The sequence below is a fragment of the Nonomuraea sp. B12E4 genome (genome assembly GCF_039871825.1).
In the GTDB taxonomy this organism is placed as follows: Bacteria; Actinomycetota; Actinomycetes; order Streptosporangiales; family Streptosporangiaceae; genus Nonomuraea.
On sequence record NZ_JBDPME010000019.1, the window covers coordinates 123,936 to 149,623 of the forward strand.

Below are 25,688 nucleotides of genomic sequence, written 5' to 3' on the forward strand. Positions count from 1 at the left end.
TCCTGATGTATCACCTCCTGTTCTCGCAGGTCTTGCGGCGGTTCGACGCCGAGGCCGTGCACCGTCTCACCGTCGGGGGCCTGGCGCTGCTCGCGCGCCTGCCCCTGCTCAAGCGGCTGCTCCATCGGGCGCTCGCACCACACGACCCGGCGTTGCGGGTGACCGCGTTCGGCGTGCACTTCCCCGGGCCGCTCGGGCTGGCCGCCGGGTTCGACAAGGACGCCGCCTGCGCCGAGGCCGCCGCCGCGCTCGGTTTCGGCCACGTCGAGGTCGGCACCATCACCGCGCACGGCCAGCCGGGCAACCCGCGGCCGCGGCTGTTCCGGCTGGTCCGGGAGCGGGCGGTGATCAACAGGATGGGCTTCAACAACGCCGGCGCGCACGCCGCCGCCCGCCGGCTGCGCCGCCCCCGCGGCGTGCCCGTCGTGGTCGGAGTGAACATCGGCAAGACCAAGGTGGTGCCCGAGTCCGAGGCCGTGGCCGACTATGTCGCCAGCGCCCGGCGGCTCGCCCCGCTGGCCGACTACCTGGTGGTCAACGTCAGCTCGCCCAACACCCCCGGCCTGCGCAACCTCCAGGCGGTCGAGCTGCTGCGCCCGCTGCTCACCGCGGTCAAGGAGGTGGCCGACGCCACGCCCCGCCGTACCCCGCTGCTGGTCAAGATCGCGCCGGACCTGGCCGACGAGGACGTGGACGACATCGCGGAGCTGGCCGTGGAGCTGGGCCTGGACGGGATCATCGCCACCAACACCACGATCAGGCACGCGGGGGAGGCCGGCGGACTGTCCGGCCGCCCGCTCAAGGCCCGCTCCCTGGAGGTCCTGCGCCGCCTGCGCGTCAAGGTCGGCGACCGCCTCACGCTGGTGTCCGTGGGCGGCGTCGAGGACGTGGACGACGTCTGGGAGCGCCTGCTGGCGGGCGCGACCCTCGTCCAGGGCTACACGGGCTGGATCTACGGCGGTCCGCTGTGGGCCGCCCGCATCCACCGGCAGCTCGCTCGCCGGATACGCCGCCACGGACTGAAATCCGTCACCGAGGCCGTGGGCCGCGTCACCTGAAGCCCCTAAAGTGGGACGATGATCGACGAAATACCACTTTCCGGCGGCGTCATGCTGCGCCTGATCAGCGAGCAGGACGCCCAGGCGCTCGCCGACGCCTACGTCCGCAACCGCGACCACCTGCGGCGCTGGGAGCCGCGCAGGCCCGACGACTTCTTCACCGCGGAGGGCCAGGCCCAGCGGGTGAATGCGCTGCTGGACAAGCACGCGGTCGGCCAGACCGTGCCCTGGGTGCTGGCCGACGGCGACCTGATCGTGGGCTGTGCCACGCTCAACGACATCGTGCGCGGGCCGTTCCTCAACGCCCACCTCGGCTACTGGATCGACGCCGGCTACACCGGCCGCGGCCTGGCCACCGAGACGACGCTGACGGTGTGCCGGATCGCCGACGAGGTGCTCGGCCTGCACCGGATCGCGGCGGCCACCCTCCTCGACAACGCGGCCTCGCAGAGCGTGCTCCGCAAGGCCGGTTTCGAGCTCGTGGGCACCGCGCCGCGCTACCTGGAGATCGACGGGAAGTGGCAGGACCACCGGCAGTTCCAGCTCATCCTCAACGACCGGCCCGCCTTCTGAGCCACCCGGGACCTGGTCCCGGGCAGGTCACCAGGACCGCTCGGGTCACATGCTGGGCCGGGTGGACTCCGCGTCGTGTGTCATGGCGTCGATGTGGTCCATCACGTCCTCGACCCGCACCACGCCGGGCCGGTGCGGCCGCCGCCGCTGCCACGGATGCGGCCCGGCGAGCGGCCGGTATTCCACCCCGATCGCGTCCAGCCGCCCCAGATGCCGCTCCAGCCGTCCGGTGAACCCGTCATCGGGCGCGCCCGACCAGGCCACCTCCGCGAGCGCGCAGGCCCGGGGCCACAGGCGGTAGTCCACCGTACGCGCGTCCGGCACCCGTTCCGTCCACAACTGCGCCTGCACCCCCACGACGTGGGCGCGCTCCTCGTCCGTCCACTCCTCGGGCGCGGGCCGGAACGCGGCCACGTCCGCGACGGTGATCGCCTCGCCGATGGCCATCGGCTCGTCGGCCGAGGCCGCCTCGGCGTAGTCGAAGTACAGCGGGAACACGGGGGTCGCCACCACGTCGTGCCCGGCCGCGGCCGCCCGCCGTCCCACACCCATGCCGCGCCACGGCATGACCAGCGTGTCCTGCCGCAGCCCGCCGCTGACGAACGCCTCGTCCCACACCACCGCCCGCGCCCCCCGCTCGGCCAGCGCGTCGGCCAGCCGCCGCAGGAACCACGCCTGCAGGTCGTTGGCCGTGGCCAGCCCGAGAGAGTCGCGGTACGCCATGATCTCCGCCGAGGCGGCCCAGTGGTCGAGCACGACCTCGTCTCCGCCGATGTGCACGTAAGGAGTCTCGCCCAGCGCCCCGATCAGCTCGTCGAAGATCGTCGTGAGGAACTCGACGGTCGGCGGCAGCGGCGACAGGATCGCGGGGGAGATGCCCCACCGGTCGAGCACGTCGTGCCGCTCCCCGGTGGCCCCCAGCACCGGGTAGGCGGCCAGGATCGCCGAGGCGTGCCCCGGCACGTCGATCTCGGGCACGATCGTGACGTTCCTGGCGCGGGCGTAGGCGCCGATCTCGGCCAGGTCGTCGAGCGTGTAGTAGCCGCCGTGCGGGATCTCCTCGTACGCCACCGCCTCCCGGTGGTGCCCGACCGACGTCCGCGGCCGGTGCGAGGACACCTCGTGCAGCAGCGGGTACGCCTTCGACTCCACCCGCCACCCCTGGTCGTCCACCAGATGGAGGTGGAGCCGGTTGAGCTTGTGCATCGCCATCAGGTCGACCAGCCGCAGGACCTCCCGCTTGGGGAAGAAGTGCCGCGCCACGTCCAGGTGCAGCCCGCGCCACCCGAACCGGGGCGAATCCTCGACCCGCACCCCCGGCACGGGCCACGACCCCCCGCCCGCGAGCCGGTAGGAGGCGTCGGGCAGCAACTGGTGCAACGACTGCGCCGCGTAGAACGCCCCGGGGCGCCCGCCGGCCACGATCTCGATACCCCGGGATCCGGTCGTCAGCCGGTAGGCCTCCTCGCCCAGCGCGGGATCCCGCCGTACGTCGATCTCGCCCGAGTCCCCGGGCCGCAGGTCGAGCAGGGGCAGGGCGAGACGCACGGCGTCGAGCAGGTCGCCGGACACCGTCGCGCCGGAGCTCAGCTCGTACGAAACGGAAAGCTCACTGAGGTGCGCTGGAAGAGGAATCATGCTTCGAGATAGTGGTGCAATCCGTTCGCCAGCGCCACCGCGATCTTCTGCCGGAACTTCGAGTCGGTGAACTTGGCCGCCTCCGTGGCGTTGCGCATGTTGCCGCACTCGACGAAGATCTTCGGCACCGTGGACAGGTTGAGCCCGCCGAGATCGCTGCGGAAGTCGAGCGCCGCCCGGCCGAGATAGGTGGAGTAGGCCAGGCCCGTGCCCTTGGCGAACGCGTCCCGTACGGAGAGCCCCAGCTTGCGCGACGCGGCGACGACCTTGTCCACCGGGCCGCCGATCTTCTTGGGCATGATGACGTGGAAGCCGTGCGCGCCCGGTCCCGCGCCGTCGGCGTGCACCGAGATCGCGGCGTCGGCCTTGGCCCGGTTGCCGATCGCGGCCCGCTCGGTGACGCAGGGGCCGACGCCGTCGTTGCCGTTTCTGGTCAGCTTGACCGTGGCGCCCCTGGCGCGCAGGACCTTGGCCAGCCGCTTGGAGACGTCCCAGGTGAAGGCGGCCTCGCTGTAGCCGCCGTTGGTGGCCGTGCCGGTGGTGTCGCAGTCCTTCCACTGGGTCAGCACGTTGACCTGGCGGCTGATGGCCGTCGGGGCACGGTAGTTGCCGCCGTTGTGGCCCGGGTCGATGACGACGACCTTCCCGTCGAGCGGCTTGCTCTCCTGCACCGGGGCGGCCGGCGCCTGCTGCGTCGCCTTGTGCGCGGGGGAGGGGGTCCGCGCCTCGGCGTGCGCGAGAGCGGTCCTGCCTCCGGCGTCACCGGAGCCGGTGCCGCCGCAGGCGGCGGCGATCAGGCCGCAGAGGGCGAGGGTCGAGGCCGGGAGAGCACGCATGGCCTCCAACCTACGGCACACCGCGCGATCGAGCCCGCCTTATGCCGGGCACGGCACGGCGACCGCACCGCACGGTCAGCGCCGGACGCGCTCGGCCGTGCGGTCCCGCTCACCAGACGTGCTCGCCGACCTCCTGCCGCTCCAGCAGGGCGGCCAGTTCCCGCGCGTCCTCGGCGTCGAGGCCGAGGACGACGCGGGGACGGCCCCACGGATGGTCCAGCGAGTGGGCGACGTAGCTGGCGACCGATTCCGCGCCGCCGTCGGCGGCCCGGCCCCGGCCGGCGCGCCACAGCCCCCAGGCGCGTTCGAGCTCGGCGGCGGCGCGCTGGGCGCATGACACCAGTTCCGGATCACGCATGACTGTTCCCCCGGATCAGATCGTGACCGGCGGAAAACCGGCCACAATTAGCATGACCCGACCGAGTAAACCGCCGTGCGGCACCGTCGCCGCACGGCTTGACGTAGGTTTGGCGCTCTCTTGGACGGGTCCCGTGTCCCGCCTAGGAGAGCACCGGTCCGGTGCTCCGCCGTACGATCAGCTCCGGCCGGATCTCCCGCAGGCGCGAGACCTTGGCGGGATCGCCGATCCGGTCGCTCAGTAACGCGGCCGCCGACCTGCCCATGGCGCGTCTGGGCTGGTCGACCGAGGTGAGCGAGATGTGGCGGGAGGCCGACAGGTGCGTGTTGTCGTATCCCACCACCGAAAGATCGTCCGGCACGCTCAGGCCCAGCTCGCTCGCGGCCGAGAGCACGCCGAGCGCGACCACGTCGTTGGCGGCGAAGATCGCCGTTGGCCTGGGGTCGCGGGTCAGCAGCGCGAGCGCCGCCTCCCGGCCACCTTCCTCGGTTGACTCCGCGGCCTCGACCATGATGTACGGCGCCAGCGAGTGCCGGCGCATCGCCACGAGGTAACCCTCGCAGCGTGACGACCGCTGGCCCTCGATGTGCGCGACGCGCTTGTGTCCCAGCTCGACCAGGTGGTCGATGGCCAGGCGGGCACCGAGCTGGTCGTCGTCGACCACGATGTCGACGCCGTCGAGCTCGATGTCACGTTCCCCGACCACCACGGTCGGGGTGTAGGCGGTGGCCTCGATCAGAGTCTCGCTGGTCGGCGCGATGCCCAGCAAGATCAACCCGTCGACCCTGAGTTCGAGGAAGGACTCGACGGCCTCGTCCTCGAACGCCGGGTCCCACTGGCTGTTCCCGATCAGCATGCGCAGGCCGTCGCTGTGCAGGCTCTCCTGCAGGCCGTCGAGAAATTCGGCGTAGAAGGGGGTGTGCAGGTTGGCGACGAGCGCACCCACCAGATGGGTACGGCCCTCGACCAGGCTGCGGGCGACCGCGTTCGGCCGGTAGCCGAGCTCGCGGGCGGCCTGCAGCACGGCCTGCCGCCGGTGTTCACTCACGTGCGGGGAACCACGCAGCACGAGAGAGACCAGGGATTTCGAGACGCCGGCTCGCTCGGCGACGTTGCGGATGGTGGGTCTGGGCCGAGGCAGCGTATCTACCTCTCTTAGCTCCGTAATAGTTGAAGTGTTGACGGGCGGTCCTGACATGTGTCTCCCCCGCGATGCGGAAATGGGCACCTGTCTGACCAAACGATCGAGTTAGCCGCAGGGTACGGCTTCCGTTACGGATTGCCTAGGAGATCCGGATATTGACTGGATAGCCACACGTCAGCCGCGCACACACGGTCGGATACTGTGCTGGAGTGACATCCGGGAAGTCAGCCGAGACGGCGCGTCCGGCGCGGCGCAGGCTCAGCGTCGACCGCCGTCGCGAGGAGCTCATGGCGGCCGCGCTGGAGCTGTTCAGCACGCGCGACGCGGAGGATGTCTCGATCGACGACGTGGCTTCGGCCGCGGGTGCCTCGCGGGCCCTGGTCTACCACTACTTCGGCGGCAAGCAGGAGCTCTACGTGGCCGCGCTGAGGAGCGCGGCCGACCAACTGGAGTCCCGGTTGCGGCCGCACGAGGGCGGCCGGCCTCTCGACGAGCTGGCCTCCGGGCTCAGGCGCTATTTCGACTTCGTCGAGGAGCACGCGGCCGGCTTCGCGGCGCTGCTGCGGGGCGGGCCCGCCAACCGGGCGGGCGAGGTGGGCGAGATCGTCGACGGGGTGCGCCGGCGGCTGTTCCGCCTGATCCTGCGCCAGATGCGGGTCGAGGAGCCGAGCCCGGTGCTGCGCACGACGCTGCGGTCGTGGATCGCCTCGGTGGAGACGGCCGGCCTCGACTGGCTGGAGCATCACGACGTCGAGCGGCCGACGCTCGAGAAGATGCTCGTCGATCACATGGTGGCGCTGCTCGGCGTCGCCGCCACCTACGACCCGGACGTCGCCGGCCTGCTCCAACGCCTGGCGTGAGCCCTGCCGGCCGACGGCATGACGACGGGAAGGATGGCGCCGGGCGGGCGGCGCCAACTTCCCATACGACGTCACATCGTCACTGCGGTGGACCGGGCCCCTGCCTGGTCCACCCCTTCAACCCCCCTGAGGTCGGTGACGACCCTCCGAACTACTCCGAGCGCTGCTGCGGGATGCCCGCGAGCAGTGCGCGTACCTCGGTCTCCCGGTAACGCCGATGACCGCCGAGGGTGCGGATCGACGTCAACTTGCCCGCCTTGGCCCACCGCGTAACGGTCTTGGGGTCGACCCTGAACATGGTCGCGACCTCAGCGGGCGTGAGCAGTGGCTCGGCCTCGGGTGTACGAGCTGACATTTGTGCGGCCTCTCCTCCGTGTGGACCGGCATAGCGATCCTGTGACTGCCTTTGCGCGTGTCACGGATGTCCCCCTATGGCACAGAGCGTGCGGCTTTTCTGAGCCATATGCGGCATCACCCGATGTGACCATACCGCCACGCAGAGCGATTGGCGAGCCCTTCTTTGACCCAACTGCCCGCCCCCATGGCGATGTCACGCTCGGTGATTCTAGCGACACGGTTCGTGGTATCGCAGTGAAAACGGCAAACTACTCAGTTCGCAGAAGAGAGCAGCCGCGAGACGTGACCTACTCATGCAGGTCAGACGGCCGTATTGGGGCTCAGTTGGCAGATTCCAGTTGTTGCATTGACTTCCACCGGAGGATGACCCTCTGGTACATGGCGTAGGCAAGTTCTTCTTGACCCGTGTCCAGGCCCGTCAGGGCCGCCGCCAGCTCCGCGACCGACTGGTCCGCCTGCAGCGCGTCGTCGTCCATCAGGTGCACCAGCCCGCCGTAGTCGAGCTCCACCAGCGAATGCGGGTGGAACTCCTCCAGCCACCTGGCGATGTCCTCCACGTCGAAGTTGGACGACACCTCGCCCAGATGCCGGCGCAGCACGTTGAGCGCCCGCGCGGCCCGCCTTCTGGCCTGTGCCATGGATGTGACGTAGATGAGGTTACGTCCGGTGGTCGTGGTCACGTCCTGCCCGGGGTTGGCGGAGCCGAGCACCAGCCAGCGCTCGTTCCCATCAAACGGCACGAACCACGAGGGCGGCACATGCCACGCCGTGGTGCGAATGTTCGTACGCAACGCGGACGAATCAGCCTGCCGCTTGAACCGGTCGAAGTCGTCGGCGGTCTGCTCGGCGATCGCCTTGGGCACGAGGCGGTCCATCAGCTTCGTGGGAGTGCTGCCGCGCAGCCTTGAGAAGGCCAGCCACGAGCGCAAACGGGTCTGCCAGGGGCACACGTACAGACGGTCCTCAACGCGCCGCAGATAGGCGTTGGGGCTCTCCTGGGCGGGAACGGGTTGAGGGGGCACGCCGAGCAGACGCATGACGGACTCGCCGTGTTCCGCATTGAGCGCGTTCGCGCGGCGCGGGCGGTCCCGTGAGTCGGCGTAGTCGGCCCACAGCTTGCGCTCGGGCTCGGCGAACGCGGTCAGTGGCTCATAGACGCGGAGGTAGGCGGCATAGGGCAGCACGGAGGCATCGTGTCACGAAGCGAACCTGCATGCACCGTTGTGGCTTACTACGCTGTGAGGTGATCTCCGCCGCAAAGGAGCGGCGGACCGGACAGGGAGTCACCACCGTGACCGACGTCTTCGGTTCGTCCCACAAGGACGTTCATGAGCAGGTCGTGTTCTGCGCCGACGAGCAGAGCGGCCTGCGTGCCATCATCGCCATCCACAACACGTCGCTGGGCCCCGCCCTGGGCGGCACCCGTTTCTATCCCTACGAGAGCGAGCAGGCGGCCCTGTCCGACGTGCTCGATCTCGCCCGGGGCATGTCCTACAAGAACGCGCTGGCGGGCCTCGACCTGGGCGGCGGCAAGGCCGTCATCATCGGTGACCCGGCCAGGGACAAGAGCGAGGCGCTGCTGCGCGCGTACGGCAGGTTCGTGCAGTCGCTCGGCGGGCGCTACATCACGGCCTGCGACGTCGGCACCTACAGCGAGGACATGGACGTGGTGGCCCGCGAGTGCCGCTTCGTGACCGGCCGCACCCTGGCCCACGGCGGAGCCGGTGACTCGTCGGTCCTGACGGCGTTCGGGGTGTTCCAGGGCATGCGCGCCTCGGCCGAGCGCGTCTACGGCACGCCGTCGCTGCACGGCAGGCGGGTGGGCGTCGAGGGGGTCGGCAAGGTCGGCCACCGCCTGGTCGAGCTGCTGCGCGAGGACGGCGCCGACGTCGTGATCTGCGACGTCGATCCCCGGGCCGTCGAGCGGACGCGCCTGCGCCACCCCGAGGTCGACGTGGTGGCCGACGCGGCGGAGATGACCGCGAGCGACATCGACGTGTTCGCCCCCTGCGCGCTGGGCGGCGCCCTGGACGACGACACCGTCGCCAGGCTGCGCGCGAAGATCGTCTGTGGCGCGGCCAACAACCAGCTCGCCCACACCGGCGTCGAGAAGCAGCTCGCCGAACGCGGCATCCTGTACGCGCCCGACTATGTGGTCAATTCGGGAGGTGTGATCCAGGTCGCAGATGAGATCGGCGGCTTCGACATGGATCGCGCCAGGTCCAGGGCGGCCCAGATCTATGACACGACTCTGAAGATCTTCGCGATCGCCGCTGACGAGGGCGTTCCCCCGGCGGTCGCAGCAGATAGGCTAGCGGAGCGCAGAATGTCGGAAGTCGGGCGTATTCGGGCCATTTGGCTGGGCCACTGACGCCCCGCGCCCATACGACGTACCGAGCTGGGCACAAAACAGGTACGGTAATAGGCGAACGATAGGCTGACGCCCAAAGTCAGGCGGCGTCAGTGTGTGGTGCGTTAGCGACGAGGGGTCGGGGACGACCCCACACGAGGGGGTCGAGCCAATGGGGCGCGGCCGAGCAAAGGCCAAGCAGGTCAAGGTTGCTCGCCAGCTGAAGTACAACAGCGGTGGCACGGATCTTGACCGTCTTCGCGACGAACTCGGGGTCGGAGACTCCAGCAGTAGTGACGACGCCGACGACCTCAACGATGAGCTGGCGGATCGCTATGCCGATTACGCCGATGACTATGGCGCCGGAGACGACGACGATGGCCGTTCGTCCGGCCGCCGGTAGCCGTCCTCCTGGTTGATGTGGCCGGGGTCCCGGCGTCCGCGCCGGATTCCCGCCCACGATCGTCGGGCCCCACGGGCAACCGTGGGGCTTTCGTCACGCGTACGGGCTTCTCGGCACCGTTGTGTTCGGGACGGGCCAGGCCCGTCCCGAACGGTCACCGGTAGCGGGCGCGGCCCTCACCGGGGACGATCTCACCCAGCACCCAGGCCGTCAGCCCGCGGGCTGCCAGCACCCGGACCGCCTCGTCGGCCGACTCCTGGGCCACCACGGCGGCCATCCCCACCCCGAGGTTGAACGTGCGGTCCATGTCGGCCTGCGCGATCGTGCCGTGTCCCGCCAGCGTGCCGAAGACGGCGGGCGGGGTCCACGACGACCGGTCCAGCAGGGCGTCCAGGTGGTCGGGCAGCGACCGGGACAGGTTGCTCTCGACGCCCCCGCCGGTGATGTGCGCGTAGGCGTGCACGTCCACCGCCCGCGCCAGCTCCAGGCAGTCCAGCGAGTAGATCCGGGTGGGCTCCAGCAACTCCTCGCCCAGCGGCCGCCCGAGCTCCGGCAGCACCGTGTCCAGGGACAGCCCGGCCTCCCGCACCACGTGGCGCACCAGCGAGTAGCCGTTGGAGTGCAGCCCCGAGGACGCCAGCCCCAGCACCACGTCCCCGGCCGTCACCCGCGCGGGCCCGAGCAGCTCCGCGGCCTCCACGACGCCGGTTCCGGCGCCCGCGAGGTCGTATTCGTCCGGCCCCATCGCCCCGGGGTGCTCGGCCGTCTCGCCGCCCACCAGCGCGGCCCCGGCCAGGCGGCAGCCCTCGGCCACTCCGCCGACGATCTCGGCGATGCGCTCGGGCACGACCTTTCCGCAGGCGATGTAGTCGGTCATGAACAGCGGCTCGGCCCCGCACACCACCAGGTCGTCGAGAACCATGGCGACCAGGTCGATGCCGATCGTGTCGTGCTTGCCGTACCGCTGGGCGATCATGACCTTGGTGCCCACGCCGTCCGTGGCGGAGGCGAGCAGCGGCCTCCGGTAGCGCAGCAGGGCCGAGGCGTCGAACAGGCCCGCGAACCCGCTGGCGTCGTCGACCACCTCGGGCCGCCGGGAGCGCGCCACCTTGTCCTTCATCAGGGCGACGGCCCGCTCGCCCGCCTCGATGTCGACGCCCGCGGCCTCGTAAGTCGTCACGCTGTCTCCTCCGCCGGCGGCCGGTCGAGCACGATCACGCCTTGCTCTCCAGCACGAACTTGCCGACGTTGTCCTGGTCGATGGGGATGGGATAGGAGCCGTCGAAGCAGGCCCTGCACAGGCGCTCGGCGGGGATGGTGGTGGCCTTGGTCAGGCCCTCCAGGGAGATGTAGCCGAGCGAGTCGGCGCCGAGCGAGGCGCGGATCTCCTCGACGGTCAGTGAGCCCGCGATCAGCTCGGCCCTGGTGGCGAAGTCGATGCCGTAGAAGCACGGCCAGGCCACGGGCGGCGAGGAGATGCGCACGTGCACCTCGCGCGCCCCCGCCTCGCGCAGCATCCGGACGATGGCGCGCTGGGTGTTGCCGCGCACGATCGAGTCGTCCACCACCACCAGGCGCTTGCCCTCGACGATCTCGCGCAGCGGGTTGAGCTTCAGCCGGATGCCGAGCTGGCGGATGGTCTGCGAGGGCTGGATGAACGTGCGGCCCACGTAGGAGTTCTTCACCAGGCCCTGGCCGTAGGGGATCCCGCTCTCCTCGGCGTAGCCGACGGCGGCCGGGGTGCCGGACTCCGGCGTCGGGATGACCAGGTCGGCCTCCACGGGGTGCTCGCGGGCCAGCACGCGGCCCACCTCGACCCTGGTGACCTGCACGCCACGCCCGGCGATCACGGTGTCGGGGCGGGCGAGGTAGACGTATTCGAACAGGCAGCCCTTGGGGTCGGCCAGCGCGAAGCGGCGCGACCTGACGCCGCGCTCGTCGATGGTGAGCAGCTCGCCGGGCTCGATCTCGCGGACGAACGTGGCGCCCACGATGTCGAGCGCCGCCGTCTCCGAGGCCACCACCCAGCCGCGCTCCAGCCGGCCCAGCACCATCGGGCGGATGCCCTGCGGGTCGCGGGCGGCGTAGAGGGTCGTCTCGTCCATGAACACCAGCGAGTAGGCGCCCTTGACCTGCGGCAGCAGCTCCGCGGCCGCGTCCTCGACGGAACGGGTGGGGTCCTGGGCGAGCAGCGCGGTGAGGACCTCGGTGTCGGTGGTCGCCCGGATGGACCCCGGGGCCAGGCGCTCGGCCAGCTCCGGGGTGTTGATCAGGTTGCCGTTGTGGGCGAGCGCGAGCCCGCCGACCTCGGTGGAGTTGAGGGTCGGCTGGGCGTTCTCCCAGACGCTCGACCCGGTGGTGGAGTAGCGGCAGTGGCCGATGGCCAGGTGGCCACGCAGGGTGCCGAGCACCGACTCGTCGAAGACCTGGGAGACCAGCCCCATGTCCTTGTAGACGAGGATGCGGGTGCCCTCACTGACCGCGATGCCCGCGGACTCCTGGCCGCGGTGCTGCAACGCGTACAGCCCGTAGTAGGTGAGTTTGGAAACTTCCTCGCCCGGAGCCCAGACGCCGAAGACGCCACAGGCGTCTTTGGGTGCGCGGTCGTGGGGGTCCAGGTCATGGCCGAGCCGGCCGTTGCCCTTCAGCACATCCTCAGTCTAGGTTGACCTCTTACGTGCTCGCACATCCGGGGGTGATATCGGGGCACGTGAGTTGACCTGGCCGCATTCGATCCGTCACGGATGATCTCTCCGGTCAGGTTGGGGTTCGCGTCGGAGCCCAGGAACACGATGAGCGCGGCCATGTCGTCGGCCGTCGGGGGCGGCGGCTGGTGAAATCAGCGGGGAATGGCACGGACGAGGCGGGCGAACAGGTCGCGTTCCTCGGGGTTGAAGGCCCGCAGCAGTTCCTCGTCCGTACGGCTCCAGATCTCCTCCACCGGCTCGCGCAGCGCCTTGCCCGCGTCGGTGAGGTACACCCGGCCCACCCGCGGGCGGTCCGGATCTGGGGCCCGGTAGACGATGCCGGCCCGTTCCAGGCGTTGCAGGGTCTTGGTGACGGTCGGCGGCTCGACGCCCAGCCTGGCGATCAGCTCGCCCTGGGTCAGGCCGTCCTCCCGCCACAGCTGGTTGAGCAGCAGTTCCTGCCCGACGTGCAGCCCCAGCGGTACCAGCGCGGCCGCGAGGTGGTTGCGGTGCGCCTTGATGACCTTGATCAGCGCGTACGTCAGGGTCTCTTCCAGCATGCACCCATCTTGCCCGCCGCCTGCCGCTTTGGCGCACTGTGACCCAATGATGAGGGGCCTTTTACCGTGTCGCGCGGTTTAACGGATGCCCTCCGCGAAAGGGTGAAGTATCCGGTATTCAGACCCCTCGGGAGACGCTGACGTGACGACATCTGGGGGCCCGGACGAGCCCCGCCCGGAGGACCCGCGCCACCGCCGTCCCGAGGAGGACGAGCCCGGCGGCGGGCCATCCCAGCGCGAGCCCGACCGCTGGAACGAGGACGCGCAGGAGAAGGACCGGCCGGGCGACGAGGAGCGGCCGGGTGGTGAGGGGCCTCCGTCCGAGGAGCCTGCGGGGCGGCGGCCTGGTGAGAGGGTGCCCGGTGAGGAGGCGCCCGGTGAGGAGCCGATCGCGCCGGTGCCGCCCGTGGTTCCGCCGCCCGACGTGCCGCCGACGCACGAGCCGCGGCCGGCCGGCGAGCCCACCCATCCCGACCTGCCCACCTCGCCCGAGACCCCGGAGCCGACGGGAGACGACGCCGAGGAGACCCGGGCGTTCCCGATCCCCGGCGCCATCCCGCCGTACCCGGGCTGGGAACGCACCCCGTCCGAGGGCGGCCCGGCCAAGCCGGCTCCGTCACGTTACGAGCAGGAGGGCCAGCCGCCCTTCACCCCGCCCGGCGGCCCGCAGCGGGAGCGGATCCCGCCCGGGGAGCCACCGCGCGACCAGGGGAAGGCCGGAGGGCCGCCACATGACCAGGGCCCGCCCGGGGAGCCACCGCGCGACCAGGGCCCGCCTGGAGAGCCGCCACGTGATCAGGGTCCGCCTGGAGGGCCGCCGCGCGACCAGTGGGTGGCCGGGGGAACGCCACGTGACCAGGAGCCGACCATCCCGGGCACCGTCCCCTCCAGCCCGTACGGCGGCCCGCCCGGTTACGGCCCGCCACCGGGGCCCCAAGGCCCCTACGGTCCCTACGGCCCCGCGTACCGGCCGGCCGCCCCCGGGAACGGGCTGGCCACGGCCTCGCTCGTGCTGGGCGTGGCCAGCCCCTTCCTGGTGTTCGTCTGCTTCACCGGGCTGATCACCGCCATCCTGTCGATCGTCTTCGGCTGCGTGGCGCTCGCCAAGCACGTCGGCAAGAGCCGCGCCATCGCCGGAATCGTGATCAGCGTGCTCTCGCTCATCCTCTTCGCGATCGTGGCCATCTGGTTCTGGAACGTGGTCCAGGAGTGCGGCCACCTGCCCGGCCGGCTCGCCGACCGCTGCTTCGAGGACAAGTTTCCGTGGATGGCGAGCGCCGGCTAGAGCGGCAGATGCTCTGACAGGTCGGCCCGGGAGCCGCTCGCCGACACCCGGCCGTCGGCCATGGCCTGCGCCCAGGTCAGGCGGCCGGTGGCGAGCTCGATCCAGGTGCGGCCGTCCATCTCGATGACATTGGGCGGGGTGCCGCGGGTGTGCCGGGGCCCGGCCACTGCCTGGACGGCGGCGTACGGAGGCACGCGCACCTCGACGGTCCGGCCAGGCGCGGCGGCGGCCAGCCGGTCGAGGAGATGGCGCACGGCCCGCCTGGCGGCCTCCCGCTCGGGCTGCAGCCCGCGGTCGTAGGCGGCCAGCACGGCGGCCGCGAGCGCGTCGGGCACCGCGGTGGCGGGCCCGTCGTAGGAAGGCTCGTCGAGAGCGACAAGCTGGTCGTCGAGAGCGGTTCTCAGCTTTTCCAGGTCTATCTTGCGACGCGACACGTCACTATTGTCTCGCGGACAGCGTTCATCGAAACGGAGGTCACCGTTCACCCGTGGTTTCGGCGGTGGCCGTAATCTCCCCCGCGGTACAACCTGTTCATCTATGGAGGACCCGTGGCGAACCCCCCTGGGATCAGAAAGCCGCTGCCGCTGCTTTCCACCCCGCACAAAGCCGGTCGATCGGCGTTGACCTGCCAGTTCCGTTGCGGCAACGCGTGCGCGCACGAGGTGGGCAACACCTCCGGCAACGCCTACTTCGGCGACGTGGTGAAGGACGCGCTGTCCCGGCGCGGCATGCTGCGCGCGGGTGCGCTCGGTGCTCTCGTTGCCACGACGGGCGTGGCGGGGGCGGTTCCGGCCCTGGCCGAGGGGTCCGCCTCCACCGTGGCCCAGAACGGTTCCGGCGATGTTGAGCTGTCCTTCAGCCCCGTGCGGCCGAACACGGACGACAAGTTGACGATCCCGGACGGCTACAAGTCCTCAGTGGTGGTCCGCTGGGGCGACCCCGTGCTGCCCGGCGCGCCGAAGTTCGACTTCGACCACCAGTCGGCCGCCGCTCAGGCCCAGCAGTTCGGCTACAACTGCGACTACGTCACGATGCTGCCGATGGGCAAGGACCGCGCGCTGCTCTGGGTGAACCACGAGTACACCGACGAGAGCCTGATGTTCCGCGGTTACACCGGGGGCGCCAAGGCGACCAAGGAGCAGATCAGGATCGCGCTGGCCGCGCACGGCGGCTCGGTCGTGGAGGTCGAGCGCGTCCGCGGCACCGGCCAGTGGAAGCTGGTCACCTCGGGCCGCCGCCGCTACAACCGGCGCATCACCGCCCAGACGAAGATGCGGTTCAGCGGGCCCGCGGCGGGCAGCGACCTGCTCAAGACGGCCGCCGACCCCAAGGGCGTCGCGCCCGTCGGCATGCTCAACAACTGCTCGGGCGGCACCACCCCGTGGGGCACGGTGCTGACCGCCGAGGAGAACATCGACCAGTACTTCGTCAACGGCGACAAGGTGCCCAAGGCGCAGCGGCCGTACATCACCCGCTACACGATCACCGAGGGCACCCCGGAGGAGAGCCGCCGGTTCGACCGCGTGGAGGAGCGCTTCGACCTGGCCAAGCACCCCCACGAGGCCAACCGGTTCGGCTGGATCGTGGAGATCGACCCGTTCGACCCCGACTCGACGCCGGTGAAGCGCACCGCGCTCGGCCGGTTCAAGCACGAGGCCGCAAACACGACGCTGGCCAAGGACGGCCGCCTGGTCGTGTACATGGGTGACGACTCGCGGTTCGAGTACATCTACAAGTTCGTCTCGAAAGAGCGCTACATCCGGGGGAACGAGCGGCACAACCGGGAGCTGCTCGACGAGGGCACCCTGTACGTGGCCAAGTTCACCGGCGACAGCCCGAAGGGCGAGATCGAGGCGCCCTCCGACGGCGAGTTCGACGGCTCCGGCCAGTGGATCCCGCTGGTCTCGGGCAAGAAGTCGTACGTCAAGGGCATGACCGCCGAGGAGGTCCTGGTCTACACCCGGGTGGCGGCCGACAAGGTGGGCGCGACGAAGATGGACCGCCCCGAGGACATGGAGCGCAACCCGGTCACCGGCGGCGTCTACGTGGCCCTGACCAACAACACCGACCGCACCGCGGCCCAGATCGACGAGGCCAACCCGCGCGCCGGCAACAAGCACGGCCACGTGCTGGAACTGGTCGAGAAGCGCAACGACGCGGGCGAGCGCTCGTTCACCTGGTCGCTGCCGCTGATCTGCGGTGACCCGGAGGACTCCTCCACCTACTTCGCCGGCTACGACAAGTCCCAGGTCTCGCCGATCTCGTGCCCGGACAACGTGACCTTCGACCGTGACGGCAACCTGTGGATCTCCACCGACGGCAACGAGCTCGGCAGTCACGACGGCCTGTTCGTGATGCCGGTGCGCGGCAAGGAGCGCGGTCACCTGCGGCAGTTCCTCACGGTCCCGGTCGGGGCCGAGACCTGCGGCCCGATGGTCACCGAGGATCAGCGCAGCGTGTTCGTGGCGGTGCAGCACCCGGGCGAGGTCGACGGCGCGAGCCCGGAGAAGCCGGCCAGCCGCTGGCCCGACGGCGACCAGCCGCGCCCGGCGGTGGCGGTCGTCTGGCACGGTGAAGGCAGCAAGATCGGGTCTTGACCTCAGCTTAGGTTGAGCCAATAGCCTCCGTGTCATGAGCATGGAGATGACGGCCTGGCACCAGCTTTATTCGATGAACGACCGGCGCGAGCGTCGTCCTGTCTCCAGGGCGACGCTCCGCCGTATCGGCGGGTTCGCCCGGCCCCACCGGGCCAGGCTGACGCTGTTCCTGCTGCTCAGCGTGGTGATGGCCGGCCTGGCGGTGGGCTCCCCGCTGCTGGCCGGCCGGGTGGTGGACGCGATCTTCAACGCCGAGCCGCTGAGCGTGGTCGTCACGGTCGCGGTGCTGATCGCGGTGCTGGCCCTGGCCGAGGCGGGGCTCGGGCTGCTCAACCGGTGGCTGTCGGCGGGACTCGGCGAGAGCCTCATCCTCGATCTGCGTACGGCCGTCTTCGACCACGTACAGAAGATGCCGGTCGCCTTCTTCACCAGGACCCGCACCGGCGCGCTGGTCAGCCGGCTGAACAACGACGTGATCGGGGCGCAGCGGGCCTTCACCGACACCCTGTCCGGCGTCGCGGGCAACCTCGTCACGCTCGTGCTCACGCTCATCGCGATGATCGGCATCTCCTGGCAGATCACGCTGCTCGCGCTGCTGCTCCTGCCGGTGTTCGTGCTGCCGGCCCGCCGGATGGGCACCAGGATCGCCCGGTTGCGGCGCGAGGCGGCCGACCTCAACGCGGCCATGGGCACGCAGATGACCGAGCGGTTCTCGGCGCCCGGCGCCACGCTGGTCAAGCTGTTCGGCCGGCCCGCGCGCGAGTCGGCCGAGTTCGAGCTGCGGGCCCGGCGGGTGCGCGACATCGGGGTGCGTACCGCAATGACCCAGTCGGTCTTCGTGACCGCGCTGACGCTGGTGTCGGCGCTGGCCCTGGCCCTCGTGTACGGCCTCGGCGGCTTCTACGCCCTGCGCGAGGAGCTCGCCCCCGGCGCGGTGGTGGCGATGGCCATGCTGCTCACCCGCCTGTACGCGCCCCTGACCGCGCTGGCCAGCGCCCGCGTGGACGTGATGAGCGCGGTCGTCAGCTTCGAGCGCGTCTTCGAGGTGCTCGACCTCGAACCGCTCATCCAGCAGAAGCCGGACGCCCGGGAGGTCCCGGACGGGCCGGTCGCCGTCGAGTTCGACGACGTGCGCTTCGCCTACCCAGCGGCCGACAAGGTCTCCCTCGCCTCGCTGGAGGAGGTCGCCACCCTCGACTCCCGCGGCGGCGTCGAGGTGCTGCACGGCATCTCGTTCCGGGCGGAGCCGGGCCAGATGGTGGCCCTGGTCGGCTCCTCGGGCGCGGGCAAGTCCACGATCGCGCAACTCCTGCCCCGGCTCTACGACGTCGACGCGGGCGCGATCCGGCTCGGCGGCGTCGACGTGCGGGACCTGACCGCCGACTCGATCCGCGACACGCTCGGCATGGTCACCCAGGACGGCCACCTGTTCCACGACACGATCCGGGCGAACCTGCTGCTGGCCAGGCCCGAGGCGGCCGAGGAGGAGCTGTGGGACGCGCTCACCAGGGCCCGGCTGGCCGGCCTGATCGAGTCGTTGCCCGACGGGCTCGACACGGTCGTGGGCGAGCGCGGCTACCGGCTGTCAGGCGGCGAGCGCCAGCGGCTGACGATCGCCCGGCTGCTGCTGGCCAGGCCCAGGGTGGTGATCCTGGACGAGGCCACGGCGGCGCTCGACTCCACCTCCGAGGCGGCCGTGCAGGCGGCGCTCGGCGAGGCGCTCGCCGGCCGGACCGCCGTGGTGATCGCGCACCGGCTCTCCACGGTCCGCGCCGCCGATCTCATCCTGGTGATCGAGGACGGGCGGGTGGCCGAGCGCGGCACCCATGCCGAGCTGCTCGCCGCCGGCGGCCGCTACGAGGAGCTGTACCGCACTCAGTTCGAGGACCCCACGCTCGCCGGCCCGGAGGACATCCCGCTCTCGGAGGAGGAGCCCCCGGCAGCCGCCGAGGCGGTCGCCTGAGGTGCCGCCGTCCTGGGGCTCCGCAGCGTGTAGAGCGCGACCGGGATCGCCGCCAGCACCACGGCGGCCGCGATCACGAGCGTGAACTGGTAGGCATCGAGGAAGGCGGCCAGCGGCGGCCCGTCGGCGCCCCGCCGGCCGGCGCTCAGGATCGCGCCCAGCACGGTGATGCCGAGCAGCCCGAACACCTCGCGTGACACGTTCAGGACGCCCGAGGCCACCCCGGCCCTCTCCGCGGGCATGCCGCCGACGGTCGCGGCGGTGAGCGGGACGAGCAGGCCGCCGCCCAGGCCGTAGAGCAGGAACCAGGGCGCCACGTCCGCGTAGCCGCCGTCGGCGCCGATGCCGGAGATCAGGTAGATCGCCGTGCCCATGAGCGCCATCCCGAGCGCCACCGTACGGCCGATGCCGAGCATCGCGCTGATCCGCTGCGACAGGACCGCGACGACGCCCATCAACAGTGCCATCGGCACGAACGCGGCGCCCGCCTCGGTGGGGGAGAAGCCCAGCACGTTCTGCAGCCACAGGGCGCTGAAGAAGTAGATCCCGAACACGCCGAACGACCAGATCCCCGCCGTGACCAGCCCGCCGCTGAACATCCGGGACCCGAACAGCGACATTACGATCATCGGCTCGGCGGCCCGCGTCTCCACCAGCACGAACGCCGCGGCCGCAGCCGCGAACACGCCGAGCGCGGCCAGGATCTCCGGCGAGGTCCAGCCCGCGGCCTCACCCTCGATGAGCGCGTAGGTCAGGGCGAACAGGGCCAGCGCCGAGGTGGCCAGGCCGGGCAGGTCGAGGCTGTGCCGTACCCGGGTGAAGGCGGGCCTGACCACCCGGAAGGCGATCCCGAACGTCACCAGCCCGAGCGGGACGTTGATCAGGTAGATCCAGCCCCAGTGCAGGTTCTGGCTGATGAAGCCGCCCGCGAACGGGCCCAGCGCCATGGAGAGCGCCCCCGCCATGCTCCAGACGCCGATGGCCCGGCCGCGCTCGCCGGGGTCGGGGAAGAGCTGCCTGATCAGGGTGAGCGCGGTGGGCGTGAGCAGCGCCGCGCCGACCCCCTGCACGGCCCGCGCGGCGATCAGCACGGCACCGGAGGTGGCCAGCCCCGCCGCGAGGGAGGAGACGGTGAAGACGGTCAGCCCGGCGAGGAACACCCGGCGGGTCCCGAAGACGTCCGCGAGCCGGCCGCCGACCAGCATGAGGCCCGCGAAGACCAGGATGTACGAGCTCACGATCCATTCAAGCCCGGAGATGGTCAGCCCGAGCTCCCGCTGGATCGTCGGCAGCGCGACGTTCCCCACGTTGTTGTCCAGGTAAGTCATGAAGGTGCCCAGAGTCACCGCGCCCAGCGCCCACCATCGCATGATCCCACTCCCCTATACGTCGTACTTGTACGCCGTATAGTTCAACTTGTACGTCGTATAGTTGTCAACCGTGATGGGAAAACTGACAGCGCGGGCCATCGCGGAGCGTGCCCTGGAGATCGGCGACACCGAGGGCCTGGACGCCGTGACCATCCGCCGTCTGGCCACGGACCTGGGCGTCACCCCGATGGCCCTCTACTGGCACTACAAGAACAAGGACCAGTTGCTCGTCGGCATGGCCGACCACCTGATCAGCGGCTTCGCGCCCAAGCCGGCCGGCGAGCGCCCCTGGCAGGCGCAACTGCGCGACCTCGTCGAGGGCCTGGTCAGGACACTGCGCATCCATCCCTGCGCGAAGCACGTGTTCGAACAGATCGACGCGGTGGAGGTGCCGAGCTTCCTGGCGGTCTGGGAGCAGGCGCTCAGCCTGGCCCGCAGCGCCGGGTTCAGCGTGGACGAGAGCTGCCTGCTCAGCAAATACCTGCTGCAGAGCTCCATCGCCATCGCCGACGCCTCCGCCCACGTCCCCGCCCACGACCCGGCCGAGATCCGGGCCAAGAAGGTCGGCCTGCAGGCGCTGGCCCCGGAGACGTACCCGAACCTGGTGGCGATGGCCGGCCCGCTGATCTGCGGGACGCCGCCGGGGCTGTACGACACGTTCGGCGTCGACCTCGTGCTCAGCGGTATCGAGGCGCTCGCGGCCAGGCGTTAGGCTGCGAGCCATGTCCTTCGAGCTGATCTGCGAGATCGAGCCGCCCACGAAGCCGGACCTGAAGCACGTCAGGCACCAGATCGGCACCCTGAGCAAGATCGCTCACTCGTTCCTCATCCCCGACAACCACATCGGCCGCGCGACCGTGTCCAGCGTGGCCGTGGCGCACGAGGTGGAGTCGATGGGCGGGCGCGGCATCGCCTGTCTCAACTCGCGCGACCGCAACCTGCTCGGCTTCCGCCGCGACCTGCTGACGGCGGCGGCGTACGGGGTGGACCAGTTCCTGTTCGTCTATGGTGACAAGCCGACGAGCGGCAACCGCACGAGTGATCTGACCGTGCGCTCGATGATCGCGGAGGCGCGGCGGTTCTCGCCGGACTTCCGCCTGGGGGCCGCCGCGGGGCTGCGCCCGCTGCCCGCGTGGAAACGCGCGGCCGACTTCCTGTTCGCGCAGGTCAGCTTCTCGGCGGAGGCGCAGCTCCGGTGGCGCGAGGCCAATCCGGTGGACGTGCCCGTCTATGCCGGTGTCATGGTCCTGGCCAGCGAGCGCCACGCCCGCCTGCTGGCCGCCGCGATCCCGGACATCGACCTGCCCGAGACGCTGATCGAGCAGGTGGCCGCGGACCGGATGGCGGGCGTGGAGGCGGCCTGCGAGCAGGTCCTCGCCCTGCGCGACTCGGGCGCCTTCGCCGGCGTCCACCTCATCCCGGTCTCCCGCTACCGCGACGTCGAGTCGAGGCTGGCCACCGCCCTCAGGTGAGCCCCGGCCGCCGGCGGGCCAGTGCCGCCAGTACGGTCCCGGCGAGGGCCACCGCGAACAGCACCGCGTACGTCCGCTGGAAGCCGTCCATGAGCTGCCCCACCGCCACCGGCGACAGCGTGGACAGGGTGCCGGCGTACACCTGGGCCCGCAGCGCGGGGCCGACGGAGGCGGACAGCACGCTGAGAGACAGGCCGACGCTGATCACGATGCCGACGTTCATGATCATGACCCGGAACCCGTTGACCACCCCCAGGCTCCCGCTCGGCAGTGCCCGCATGACCTGCGTGGTGTTGCCCGTCAGGAACGTTCCGCTGCCGCAGCCCGCCACGAACAGCGCGATCCCGGCCACCCAGTACGGCGTCGCCGGATCGGCCGTCAGCATGAGCGCGCCCAGCCCGGTCGCGCTCATCGCCGCACCCCCGATGGACAGCGCGTACGGCGACACCCGCTGCCCCAGCAGACCCGTGATCGGCGAGGCCAGCCCGATCCCGACCGGCACCGGCAGCACGCTCAGCCCCGCCTCGAACGGCCCGAGCCCCCTGGCCGCCTGGAAATAGAGCGCCACCACCAGGATCAGCGCGGAACGTGCGAGTGCGTTACAGAACGAGGCCAGGTTCGCGTACGCGAGCAGCCGCCCCCCGAACAGCCGCAGGTCCAGCACCGGATTGGGCGAGCGCCGCGCGGCCAGCACGATCAGCGGCACCAGCACCACGAACACGGCCGCCCCCGCCAGGACCACCGGGCTGGACAGGCCGCTGGAGCCCGCCTCCGACAGTGCCAGCAGCGCCGCCGACAGGGCGGCGAACAGCAGCACGTTCCCGAGCGCGTCCACCGGCTGCCGGTCCCGCCTGGGCATCTTGCGTAAGATCGCCGCCCCCACGCCGAACGCGATCAGCCCGGCGGGCACGTTCACCCAGAAGATCCATTGCCAGCCGGCGGCCTCCGCGATCAGCCCGCCGAGCGTGGGCCCGGCCAGTTGCGCCACCGACAGCGTGCCGATGTAGACGCCCATGCCCTGGCTGAGCCGGTCCGGCGGGAACGCGTCCGTGATGATCACCGTGCCGTTCGCCAGGATCATCGCCGCGCCGACCGCCTGCAGCACCCGCATCGCGATCAGGAACCACACCGACGGCGACAGCCCGGCCAGCAGCGAGGCCAGGGTGAACAGCGCGAATCCCGCCAGGTAGACCTCACGCCTGCCCAGCAGGTCGGCGACCCGGCCGAAGAACACCAGGCTCGCCGTGTTGACCAGCAGGAACGACAGCAGGATCCACCCCGCCTCCATCGGGCCCGCGTGGAACTGCCGCACCACGGTGGGCAGGGCGACGTTGAGCGTGCTGCCGGCGATGCCGATGAGGACGAGCCCCAGACTGGTGACCCAGCAAACGCGCCAGGCGTAACGCAGGCGGCTGTCGTCCTGGGGGGTGACCGCGACCATGCCCTCCACTATGACGTACGACGTACGTCCGATTTCTCCCCGGGGGCCCCAGCAGTCACCTGGCGCGCTTGCGCAACCCCTCGATGTCGTGGATCACCACGCGCCGCCGGCCGGTCTCGATCAGCCCGCGGTCCCGCAACGTGCGCAACGCCTTGCTGACGGCCTCGCGGGAGGCGCCCGTCCAGCCCGCCAGCTCGTCCTGCGACAGCGGCAGCGCCACGCGTACCCCGCTGGTGGTCTGCTCCCCGTAGCGGTCGGCCAGTTCCAGCAGCCGCGTCGCCACGCGGCCCGTGGTGTCGAAGGCGCCGTACTCGATCCGCTTGCGGTCGGCGTCCCGGATCTTCCCGGTGATCAGCTGCATCAGCAGGACGGCGACGCGACCGTGTTGCTCCAAGAAGGCGGGGAAGTCCCGCACCACGATGCCCGAGATGGGTTCGAGGGCGGTCACCGTGGCCGAGCGGGGTGAGCCGTCGATGGCGGAGAACTCGCCGAGCAGCCCGCCGGGCCCGCGCACGGCCAGCACCACCTCGGTGCCGCTGCTCGTGTGCGAGGAGACCTTGACCCTGCCCCCCGTCAGGACGAGCACCCAGTCGGACGTGTCGCCCTCGGTCATCACGGCCGTGCCCCGATCCCACCGCCGGGGTCGCCCGGCCGTGCGCAGGGCTTCCACCTCCTCCTTTGTGAGCAAGGACAGGAACTCTCCAGGCTCAGCATCCATGCGCCTGATTATGTCGGCACATGCACCGACGTTCTATGCCAGGTCGGTCAAAACATAGGCTGCGACAAGCTCTTCTTTGCCTTTGAGCCTCAGCGGCCCCAGCGGCTCGACCGTCGCGCCGGGGCCGAGCTGCCGGTATGTCGTCTCGCCGATGACCACCGTGCCCGGCACGGCGATGCCCTCCAGCCTGGCGGCCACGTTCACGCAGTCGCCCATCGCGTTGAAGCCGCGCAACTCCGGGCTGCCGATGTTGCCGACCAGCGCCGGGCCGGTGTTGATGCCCACCCGGAACGTCGGCCACTGGACCTCGTCCACCCGCTTCCACGCCATCTCCTCGGCCACCTCGGCGGCGGCCCGCTGCATGGCGAGCGCGGCCTTGCAGGCGGCCCGCGCGTGCCCGTCCTGCGTGGCCGGGGCGTTGAACAGGGCCAGCAGCGCGTCGCCGACGAACTGCACGATCGTGCCGCCGTTCTCCAGGATGCGGGGGACGGCGGCCGTGTGGTAGCGGTTGAGCATCTCGACGATCTCGCCGGGCGTGACCTTCTCCGAGAAGCTGGTGAAGCCCTTGAGGTCGGCGAAGAGCGCGGTCAGCTCCTTGAGCCGGCCGCCCAGCGCCGCCTGCGCCGGGTCGGCCAGCAGGGCATGCGCCACGTCGGGCGACATGTACTGGTGGAACAGCGTGTGCAGCTCCTGGTAGAGCCGGGCGTTCTCCAGCGAGATGGAAAGCTGCCCGGCCAGTGTGGCGGCCAGCGCCTCGTCCTGCCGGGTGTGGCCGATGGGCACCTCCAGCACGCCCGCGAGCTTGCCCTTGACGGTCAGCGGGAAGGCGAGCAGGTTGTCGCGCTTGACCGGGTTGGTGTCGGCGAACTGGTAGTCGCGCGAGCCGATCTGCGTCTTGCCCTCGGAGACCAGGGCGATCTTGACGTCGCCGTAGGCCTGCCGGACCCGTTCGAGCGAGCTGGTCAGCAGCTCGTCCTCGGGCAGCCCGATCCGCGTCTGCGCGCTCACCGCCACCAGGGCGGACAGCCGCTGCGACAGCTCCCGCTCGTTGGCCAGCGCCTCCCCCGCCCGGTCGAGCACCGCGGCCTGGCCCTCGTTGAGCCGGAACTTGCCCGACAGCCGGGTGGCGGCCAGCGGCTCGCCCCGGCGTACGTGCTCGACGACCTCCTCCAGCGCCCGGTCGTAGTCCTGCTGGATCCTGGCCACGGTCGCCGACAGCGCCACCGAGTCGAACAGCCCCGCGCTCGACCCCTCCCGCCGGAACTGCAGGTAGGCGCTGTAGGCCACGAACACGAAGGCCAGGGTGAGCAGCAGGTGCCACTCCCACCAGGACAGATGCCAGTTGAGCTGGGAGATCCCGGCGATCATGGCCTCGGCCAGCAGCGCGTAGGCCGTGATCAGGCTGATCAGCATGGCCGAGGGCCGGCGCCGGTGCAGCAGGAACATCATCACGCTGCCGGCCCCGTACAGCAGCAGGCCGGGGATGGAGGCGATGATCAACCAGTCGACCGGCGAGACCATCGGCGGCTCGCTGAGCGGCGTCAGGCCGGGGATCAGCGACGCGATGCCCCAGACCAGCATGAAGCCGATGAGTGTCGAGCGGATGAAGTACTGAGAGTTCAGTACGGTCGTGGCCGCCCGCTCGCCCAGCGGCAGCGCGGAGGCGAACGCGAACACGCTCGCGATCGTCAACCCCACCTGCTGGCCCAGGTCGAAGCCGAGCGACCCGGTCGGCAGGATGATCTGCGGGGTGGACAGGCCGTGCAGGAAGAAGAATCCCGCGCTGCTCAGGAACACCATGGACACCAGGAACAACCGCGCGTCCTGGCGGCGCCGCGACGCCTCGCTGATCAGCAGGCCGAGCACGACGTTGACCCCGGCCACCGTGATGATCATCCCGAAGTGGCCGGCGTTGTGCTGCCAGATCAGGTTGATGTCCGGCTGGGCCAGCAGCAACCAGAGCCCGAGCAGCGGCAGGACCAGGTGAATACCCCAGACCACGCCACGCACGGGCTGAG

The 25,688-nt window shown here is 70.8% G+C and carries 24 protein-coding genes; 10 read left to right on the plus strand and 14 right to left on the minus strand.

Annotation, left to right across the window (positions count from 1 at the left end):
- Nucleotides 1-5: 5 nt before the first annotated feature.
- Nucleotides 6-1,058, plus strand: a complete 1,053-nt coding sequence (locus ABGB18_RS33680; RefSeq protein WP_347699694.1) for a quinone-dependent dihydroorotate dehydrogenase — start codon at nt 6-8, stop codon at nt 1,056-1,058.
- A gap of 18 nt (nt 1,059-1,076) precedes the next feature.
- Entirely contained in the window at nt 1,077-1,631 is a 555-nt protein-coding gene (locus ABGB18_RS33685) for a GNAT family N-acetyltransferase (RefSeq protein WP_347699695.1), read from the plus strand.
- 45 nt (nt 1,632-1,676) lie between these two features.
- Here ABGB18_RS33685 and ABGB18_RS33690 read toward each other — a convergent pair whose 3' ends face one another.
- The 4 genes from ABGB18_RS33690 to ABGB18_RS33705 form a co-directional block, all read right to left on the minus strand.
- Entirely contained in the window at nt 1,677-3,269 is a 1,593-nt protein-coding gene (locus ABGB18_RS33690; RefSeq protein WP_347699696.1) for a beta-N-acetylhexosaminidase, read from the minus strand.
- On the minus strand, nt 3,266-4,105 hold the full coding sequence (locus ABGB18_RS33695) for an N-acetylmuramoyl-L-alanine amidase (RefSeq protein ID WP_347699697.1): 840 nt from the start codon (nt 4,103-4,105) through the stop codon (nt 3,266-3,268). The genes ABGB18_RS33690 and ABGB18_RS33695 overlap by 4 nt, the downstream gene beginning before the upstream one ends.
- A 109-nt stretch (nt 4,106-4,214) precedes the next feature.
- Nucleotides 4,215-4,463, minus strand: a complete 249-nt coding sequence (locus ABGB18_RS33700; protein ID WP_347699698.1) for a hypothetical protein — start codon at nt 4,461-4,463, stop codon at nt 4,215-4,217.
- Nucleotides 4,464-4,605: 142 nt separating this feature from the next.
- The gene (locus ABGB18_RS33705) at nt 4,606-5,661 is read right to left on the minus strand and encodes a LacI family DNA-binding transcriptional regulator (RefSeq protein ID WP_347699699.1); all 1,056 of its coding nucleotides are present in this window, start codon (nt 5,659-5,661) and stop codon (nt 4,606-4,608) included.
- A gap of 155 nt (nt 5,662-5,816) precedes the next feature.
- Between ABGB18_RS33705 and ABGB18_RS33710 the strand changes: the two genes are divergently transcribed.
- Entirely contained in the window at nt 5,817-6,467 is a 651-nt protein-coding gene (locus ABGB18_RS33710; RefSeq protein ID WP_347699700.1) for a TetR/AcrR family transcriptional regulator, read from the plus strand.
- A 151-nt stretch (nt 6,468-6,618) separates the two neighbouring features.
- Here ABGB18_RS33710 and bldC read toward each other — a convergent pair whose 3' ends face one another.
- Both bldC and ABGB18_RS33720 read right to left on the minus strand, forming a co-directional pair.
- Nucleotides 6,619-6,822: a developmental transcriptional regulator BldC gene (bldC, locus tag ABGB18_RS33715; protein ID WP_013133571.1), complete on the minus strand. Its 204-nt coding sequence runs from the start codon at nt 6,820-6,822 to the stop codon at nt 6,619-6,621.
- A gap of 322 nt (nt 6,823-7,144) precedes the next feature.
- Nucleotides 7,145-8,008: a hypothetical protein gene (locus ABGB18_RS33720; RefSeq protein ID WP_347699701.1), complete on the minus strand. Its 864-nt coding sequence runs from the start codon at nt 8,006-8,008 to the stop codon at nt 7,145-7,147.
- A gap of 107 nt (nt 8,009-8,115) precedes the next feature.
- On the opposite strand from ABGB18_RS33720, the gene ABGB18_RS33725 reads away from it, so the two are divergent.
- Nucleotides 8,116-9,195 (plus strand): Glu/Leu/Phe/Val dehydrogenase dimerization domain-containing protein, encoded by a 1,080-nt coding sequence (locus ABGB18_RS33725; RefSeq protein WP_347699702.1) that lies wholly within the window; start codon nt 8,116-8,118, stop codon nt 9,193-9,195.
- Between the two features lie 151 nt (nt 9,196-9,346).
- Nucleotides 9,347-9,577 carry a DUF3073 domain-containing protein gene (locus tag ABGB18_RS33730; RefSeq protein WP_347699703.1) on the plus strand — a complete coding sequence of 77 codons (231 nt, stop codon included), beginning with the start codon at nt 9,347-9,349 and terminating at the stop codon, nt 9,575-9,577.
- A gap of 154 nt (nt 9,578-9,731) precedes the next feature.
- Here the strand turns inward: ABGB18_RS33730 and purM are convergent, their stop codons facing one another.
- The 3 genes from purM to ABGB18_RS33745 all read right to left on the minus strand — a co-directional run bounded on the left by purM (nt 9,732) and on the right by ABGB18_RS33745 (nt 12,824).
- Nucleotides 9,732-10,757, minus strand: a complete 1,026-nt coding sequence (gene purM / locus ABGB18_RS33735; protein ID WP_347699704.1) for a phosphoribosylformylglycinamidine cyclo-ligase — start codon at nt 10,755-10,757, stop codon at nt 9,732-9,734.
- A gap of 34 nt (nt 10,758-10,791) precedes the next feature.
- Nucleotides 10,792-12,228, minus strand: a complete 1,437-nt coding sequence (gene purF, locus ABGB18_RS33740) for an amidophosphoribosyltransferase (RefSeq protein ID WP_347699705.1) — start codon at nt 12,226-12,228, stop codon at nt 10,792-10,794.
- A 188-nt stretch (nt 12,229-12,416) separates the two neighbouring features.
- Nucleotides 12,417-12,824, minus strand: coding sequence for a MarR family transcriptional regulator (locus ABGB18_RS33745; RefSeq protein WP_347699706.1), 408 nt, complete (start codon nt 12,822-12,824; stop codon nt 12,417-12,419).
- Nucleotides 12,825-12,966: 142 nt separating this feature from the next.
- Between ABGB18_RS33745 and ABGB18_RS33750 the strand changes: the two genes are divergently transcribed.
- Nucleotides 12,967-14,109, plus strand: coding sequence for a hypothetical protein (locus ABGB18_RS33750; protein ID WP_347699707.1), 1,143 nt, complete (start codon nt 12,967-12,969; stop codon nt 14,107-14,109).
- Here the strand turns inward: ABGB18_RS33750 and ABGB18_RS33755 are convergent.
- Nucleotides 14,106-14,543, minus strand: a complete 438-nt coding sequence (locus tag ABGB18_RS33755; protein ID WP_347699708.1) for a sterol carrier family protein — start codon at nt 14,541-14,543, stop codon at nt 14,106-14,108. The genes ABGB18_RS33750 and ABGB18_RS33755 overlap by 4 nt on opposite strands.
- A 114-nt stretch (nt 14,544-14,657) precedes the next feature.
- On the opposite strand from ABGB18_RS33755, the gene ABGB18_RS33760 reads away from it, so the two are divergent.
- Nucleotides 14,658-16,706, plus strand: coding sequence for a PhoX family phosphatase (locus tag ABGB18_RS33760; RefSeq protein WP_347699709.1), 2,049 nt, complete (start codon nt 14,658-14,660; stop codon nt 16,704-16,706).
- Between the two features lie 34 nt (nt 16,707-16,740).
- On the plus strand, nt 16,741-18,669 hold the full coding sequence (locus ABGB18_RS33765) for an ABC transporter ATP-binding protein (protein ID WP_347699710.1): 1,929 nt from the start codon (nt 16,741-16,743) through the stop codon (nt 18,667-18,669).
- On the opposite strand, the gene ABGB18_RS33770 is transcribed toward ABGB18_RS33765, so the two are convergent.
- Nucleotides 18,582-20,039: a DHA2 family efflux MFS transporter permease subunit gene (locus ABGB18_RS33770; RefSeq protein WP_347699711.1), complete on the minus strand. Its 1,458-nt coding sequence runs from the start codon at nt 20,037-20,039 to the stop codon at nt 18,582-18,584. The two genes, ABGB18_RS33765 and ABGB18_RS33770, sit on opposite strands and share 88 nt — an antisense overlap.
- 73 nt (nt 20,040-20,112) lie before the next feature.
- Between ABGB18_RS33770 and ABGB18_RS33775 the strand changes: the two genes are divergently transcribed.
- Entirely contained in the window at nt 20,113-20,751 is a 639-nt protein-coding gene (locus tag ABGB18_RS33775; protein WP_347699739.1) for a TetR family transcriptional regulator, read from the plus strand.
- Nucleotides 20,752-20,761: 10 nt separating this feature from the next.
- Nucleotides 20,762-21,511 carry a methylenetetrahydrofolate reductase gene (locus ABGB18_RS33780; protein ID WP_347699712.1) on the plus strand — a complete coding sequence of 250 codons (750 nt, stop codon included), beginning with the start codon at nt 20,762-20,764 and terminating at the stop codon, nt 21,509-21,511.
- Here ABGB18_RS33780 and ABGB18_RS33785 read toward each other — a convergent pair.
- From ABGB18_RS33785 to ABGB18_RS33795, 3 genes are read right to left on the minus strand one after another with little or no spacing between them, the layout of a single operon-like run.
- Nucleotides 21,504-22,952: an MFS transporter gene (locus tag ABGB18_RS33785; protein WP_347699713.1), complete on the minus strand. Its 1,449-nt coding sequence runs from the start codon at nt 22,950-22,952 to the stop codon at nt 21,504-21,506. The two genes, ABGB18_RS33780 and ABGB18_RS33785, sit on opposite strands and share 8 nt — an antisense overlap.
- Nucleotides 22,953-23,007: 55 nt before the next feature.
- On the minus strand, nt 23,008-23,670 hold the full coding sequence (locus ABGB18_RS33790) for a Crp/Fnr family transcriptional regulator (protein ID WP_347699714.1): 663 nt from the start codon (nt 23,668-23,670) through the stop codon (nt 23,008-23,010).
- 33 nt (nt 23,671-23,703) lie between these two features.
- Nucleotides 23,704-25,680 carry an adenylate/guanylate cyclase domain-containing protein gene (locus ABGB18_RS33795; RefSeq protein ID WP_347699715.1) on the minus strand — a complete coding sequence of 659 codons (1,977 nt, stop codon included), beginning with the start codon at nt 25,678-25,680 and terminating at the stop codon, nt 23,704-23,706.
- Nucleotides 25,681-25,688 lie beyond the last annotated feature (8 nt).